Source organism: Aestuariivirga sp. (genome assembly GCF_046093005.1).
Taxonomy (GTDB): domain Bacteria; phylum Pseudomonadota; class Alphaproteobacteria; order Rhizobiales; family Aestuariivirgaceae; genus Aestuariivirga.
The window spans coordinates 1-3,504 of record NZ_JBJTER010000047.1 but is presented as its reverse complement, the minus strand read 5'-3'; the positions used below and the strand labels follow the sequence as shown (position 1 = coordinate 3,504).

Annotated in this window: 5 protein-coding genes and 1 pseudogene; 4 read left to right on the top strand and 2 right to left on the bottom strand. The window is 65.4% G+C overall.

Annotation, left to right across the window (positions count from 1 at the left end):
- Positions 1 to 172: 172 nt before the first annotated feature.
- Positions 173 to 955, bottom strand: coding sequence for a hypothetical protein (locus ACKOED_RS03880; RefSeq protein WP_408915259.1), 783 nt, complete (start codon positions 953 to 955; stop codon positions 173 to 175).
- A gap of 151 nt (positions 956 to 1,106) precedes the next feature.
- Here ACKOED_RS03880 and ACKOED_RS03875 point away from each other — a divergent pair, with 151 nt between their 5' ends.
- Genes ACKOED_RS03875 through fni form a run of 4 tightly spaced genes read left to right on the top strand, consistent with a single transcriptional unit; the run spans position 1,107 to position 3,368 of the window.
- Positions 1,107 to 1,595, top strand: a complete 489-nt coding sequence (locus ACKOED_RS03875) for a TspO/MBR family protein (RefSeq protein WP_408915258.1) — start codon at positions 1,107 to 1,109, stop codon at positions 1,593 to 1,595.
- Entirely contained in the window at positions 1,592 to 1,915 is a 324-nt protein-coding gene (locus ACKOED_RS03870) for a hypothetical protein (RefSeq protein ID WP_408915257.1), read from the top strand. The genes ACKOED_RS03875 and ACKOED_RS03870 overlap by 4 nt, the downstream gene beginning before the upstream one ends.
- A gap of 15 nt (positions 1,916 to 1,930) precedes the next feature.
- Positions 1,931 to 2,311 (top strand): c-type cytochrome, encoded by a 381-nt coding sequence (locus tag ACKOED_RS03865; protein ID WP_408915256.1) that lies wholly within the window; start codon positions 1,931 to 1,933, stop codon positions 2,309 to 2,311.
- Between the two features lie 40 nt (positions 2,312 to 2,351).
- Complete coding sequence (gene fni / locus ACKOED_RS03860) at positions 2,352 to 3,368, top strand: type 2 isopentenyl-diphosphate Delta-isomerase (protein WP_408915255.1); 1,017 nt, start codon at positions 2,352 to 2,354, stop codon at positions 3,366 to 3,368.
- Between the two features lie 12 nt (positions 3,369 to 3,380).
- Here the strand turns inward: fni and ACKOED_RS03855 are convergent.
- A pseudogene (locus ACKOED_RS03855) lies at positions 3,381 to 3,504 on the bottom strand (IS630 family transposase); the annotation flags it as partial.

Genomic DNA, 3,504 nt, shown 5'->3' with positions numbered 1-3,504 from the left:
CTTCCTTCATAGCCTCTTTCCTCCTTCAATGTGAAAGAAGCCACCCGTTTTGAAAAGTGCGAAAGATTCTGTACGTTATCCCAATCTGGCGCTTTTGTCCCATTCTGCAAACAGAAGCTGCGCTGACACAGGGCATGCAAGCATCGTGCCAATCTCTTGGCCGGCCTGCTGTTCAATACATGGATTTGATGTTGTCGAGCTCGCGGGCAATCCCCGCGTCGTCGCGCCGGGCGATCAGACCCGAGATGACCGGCAGACGCGGACCGATCAGTGCGCCCGTCACCTCGAAGAACTCGTCTTCGCCGATCGTGGCCGTGGGCTTGCCTTCGCCGGCCAGCAGCAGCGCCACGCAGGCGATGGAGAACACCGCCACATTGGGCTCGGCGTCGGCGAAATAGCGGTTGCGCGCTGAAAGTGGCCCGATTCGCGCCACCGGGCCTTGTTCCGCCAGAGCGATCAGGATGCGCGCCATCATGCCGCTTTCTGGCGCGCCGTCATCGGCTCGCGCCGCCAGAAGGCGCCGCGCCGCGTCAACCCGGTGTTCCAGGATAAGCCATGGCGGCGACCAGTATCGCCCGGCGATGCGGATGGCCGAGCGGTAGAAATAGGCATTGAAGGTGGGGTTGTTGATCAGGCTGTCCTCGCGGATGCCGCGGGCTACCTCGCGCATGAGCCCCGGCGTGAACGGCGAAGGCAGCTTGCGCCAGCCCGGCAGGAACAGCGCGATCGACAGGTTGGCGCCGGCGTTCATCAACCGGTCCACCAGACGCGCGCCCCGGGCCACCGTTCGGGACAGGAACGGTACCCGCCCCGGTTCGCCCTGGCTGAAACGGTCGGCGTTAGCGAGATCGCGGATATAGAATTGGGCGGCGCGCAGGCCATCGCGCACGCCGGCTGCGGCGCAGACAGCATGGGCGGCCAGCGGCAGGCTGGCGGTTCGCGAGGCGCTGCTCATGGCGCTATTGAGCAAGGCGCGGGGCCACCAGTCAAGCTGTCCGCGGGGACCCTTGACAACACGCGGCCAGAGAGGCCGGTCCTCCGCACTTGTTCCCGGGGGCTTGCCGAAGGGGTGTAAGCGATGCCCGCCCTATGCTAAAGATGCGTCCATGATGGGCTCTGAAACCTTTGTCTGGGCGCTGGGCTGCGCCGCCGCGGCCGGTATTGTGGTGGCGGTGGCAGGCGGGCTGTTGACCGAAACTGGCGCCTGGTATGCCGGGCTCCGAAAGCCCGGCTGGAAGCCGCCGGACTGGGCCTTTGGGCCGGTATGGACGGTGATCATCATCCTGGCGGTGATTGCTGCGGCGCTGGCCTGGGAGGCGGCTTCAAGCCCGGCCGCGCGGGCGGCGATCCTCGTATCGCTGGTGATCAACAGCGTGCTCAACGTCGCCTGGAGCGGGTTCTTCTTCAAGCTGCGGCGGCCGGACTGGGCGCTGATCGAGGTGGCGCTGCTGTGGCTGTCGATCGTGCTGCTGGTTGTGGTGCTGGGGGCGGCCTCGTCCACGGCGGGATGGCTGCTCTTGCCGTATCTGGCCTGGGTGTCGGTCGCGGCGTTCCTTAACTACCGAATCGTGCAACTGAACAAGCCCTTCGCATGAGCGGCTTGGCGGCGTTTTTCGAAAGCGGGCTCGCCTTCAAACTGATTCTGGCCGGGCTGGCGGTGGAGATCGCGCTTGCCGGCTTTTACTTCTGGCGGCGGCGGCAGGGGCTGGTCATGCTGTTCTTCGTTGCCAATGGGCTGGCGGGGGCAGCCCTGGTTCTGGCGATGCAAAGCGCGCTACGCGGCGCGGGATGGCTGTTTGTCGCAAGCTATCTGCTGGCGGGGCTGCTTGCACATCTGGTGGATGTAGTATTAAGAGTAATATTAGCGAAAGATGCCTCGGGCATCGCGCAACAAGACCGCGCCAACCCTTCCTGATCCCGGAGTTGACCTATGAAAAAGTCCGTCCTGTTCGCAGCCCTCGCGTCCGCACTGCTGTTTGCCGTTCCCGCTCATGCCGATGGCGATGCGGCGGCAGGCGAGAAGGTGTTCGCAAAATGCAAGGCCTGCCACGAAGTTGAAAAGGGCGTGAACAAAGTCGGCCCAACACTGAAGGGCTTGGTTGGCCGTGCGGCAGCCTCGGTGCCCGATTACAAGTATTCCGAGGCGATGCTTGCCAAGGGCGCGGAAGGCCTGGTCTGGACCGAAGAAAATCTCGCCGTCTATCTGCCCGATCCCAAGGCCTATGTGCCCAAGACCAAGATGGCATTCGCCGGCCTCAAGAAGCCCGAGGACGTGGCCAATGTCATCGCGTTCCTGAAAGCGCACCCCTGACAGCAGGTAAGCCGGCTGGGCTCCGCCGCGTGAGCCGCGCATGAGCGACATCGAACGCCGCAAGCGTGAGCATATCCACGTGGTGCTGTCTGGCGCGGCGAAGCACTCCCTGCCAGCCGGCTTCGATGCGTTGCGTTTTCGGCACAACGCGCTGCCGGAAGTGGACTACGAGGCGATTGACCTCTCCACCCGATTCATGGGGAAGCCGCTGCGGCTTCCCTATCTTGCCTCCTCGATGACCGGCGGCCCGGATGCCGCCGCGCGCATCAACCGGGCCATTGCCGAAGCGGCCCAGCAATTGGGCTTCGCCATGGGCGTGGGCTCGCAGCGCATCTCGCTTACTACGCCGGAGCGTTTCGGGCTCAATTTGGAGTTGCGGCGTATCGCGCCCGATGCGCTGATCCTCGGCAATCTCGGGGCCGTGCAGCTGACCCATGGCATGGGGTTGGAAGAGGCCAGGCGCGCGGTCGATGAACTCGGCGCCGACGGGCTGATCCTGCATCTCAACCCGCTGCAGGAGGCCTTGCAGCCAGAGGGCGACCGCAACTGGCATGGCGTCGAGGCTGCTATCTCCAGGCTGACGCGGGTGCTTCCAGTGCCGGTGATCGCCAAGGAGGTGGGGAGCGGCATTTCCGCCGAGGTGGCGCGCCGCCTTGCCGATTGCGGCGTCGCCGCCATCGATGTCGCCGGCTCGGGTGGCACCAGCTGGGCGGCGGTCGAGGGCAAGCGCGCCGCCGGCGAAGCCGGAGAGGCGCTGGGTGAAATCTTCCGCGACTGGGGCATTCCCACCGCCACTTGCCTCGCCGAGGTGCGCGCCGCGCTGCCGGACATGCCGCTCATCGCGTCCGGTGGTCTGCGCCATGGCCTCGATGGCGCCAAGGCCGTGCGCCTGGGGGCCAATCTCCTGGGCCAGGCGGCGGCGCTGCTGCCGGCGGCCATCAACGGCCCGGAGGCGGTCATCGCCCATGTCGAGGCCTTCGCCACCGCGCTGCGCATCGCCTGCCTCGCGACCGGGTCGCGCAATCTCACTGAGCTTGGCCGCGCCGCGGTCTGCTAGAGCGGAATCCCATCAGTCTGCATCATATCCTGCTGCGGCGAAGTAGTTTCGGCATTCCTGAGGCTTGAAGACTGGCAGCATGTCACCAATGGCGGTCCAGAGGCCTTCGACGGTGCGCTGTGCCGCCTTGCGCAAT

Bases quoted from the DNA above. Each gene is read 5' to 3' on its own strand.
- ACKOED_RS03880 (WP_408915259.1), bottom strand. From the start codon at position 955: ATGAGCAGCGCCTCGCGAACCGCCAGCCTGCCGCTGGCCGCCCATGCT.
- ACKOED_RS03875 (WP_408915258.1), top strand. From the start codon at position 1,107: ATGATGGGCTCTGAAACCTTTGTCTGGGCGCTGGGCTGCGCCGCCGCG.
- ACKOED_RS03870 (WP_408915257.1), top strand. From the start codon at position 1,592: ATGAGCGGCTTGGCGGCGTTTTTCGAAAGCGGGCTCGCCTTCAAACTG.
- ACKOED_RS03865 (WP_408915256.1), top strand. From the start codon at position 1,931: ATGAAAAAGTCCGTCCTGTTCGCAGCCCTCGCGTCCGCACTGCTGTTT.
- fni (WP_408915255.1), top strand. From the start codon at position 2,352: ATGAGCGACATCGAACGCCGCAAGCGTGAGCATATCCACGTGGTGCTG.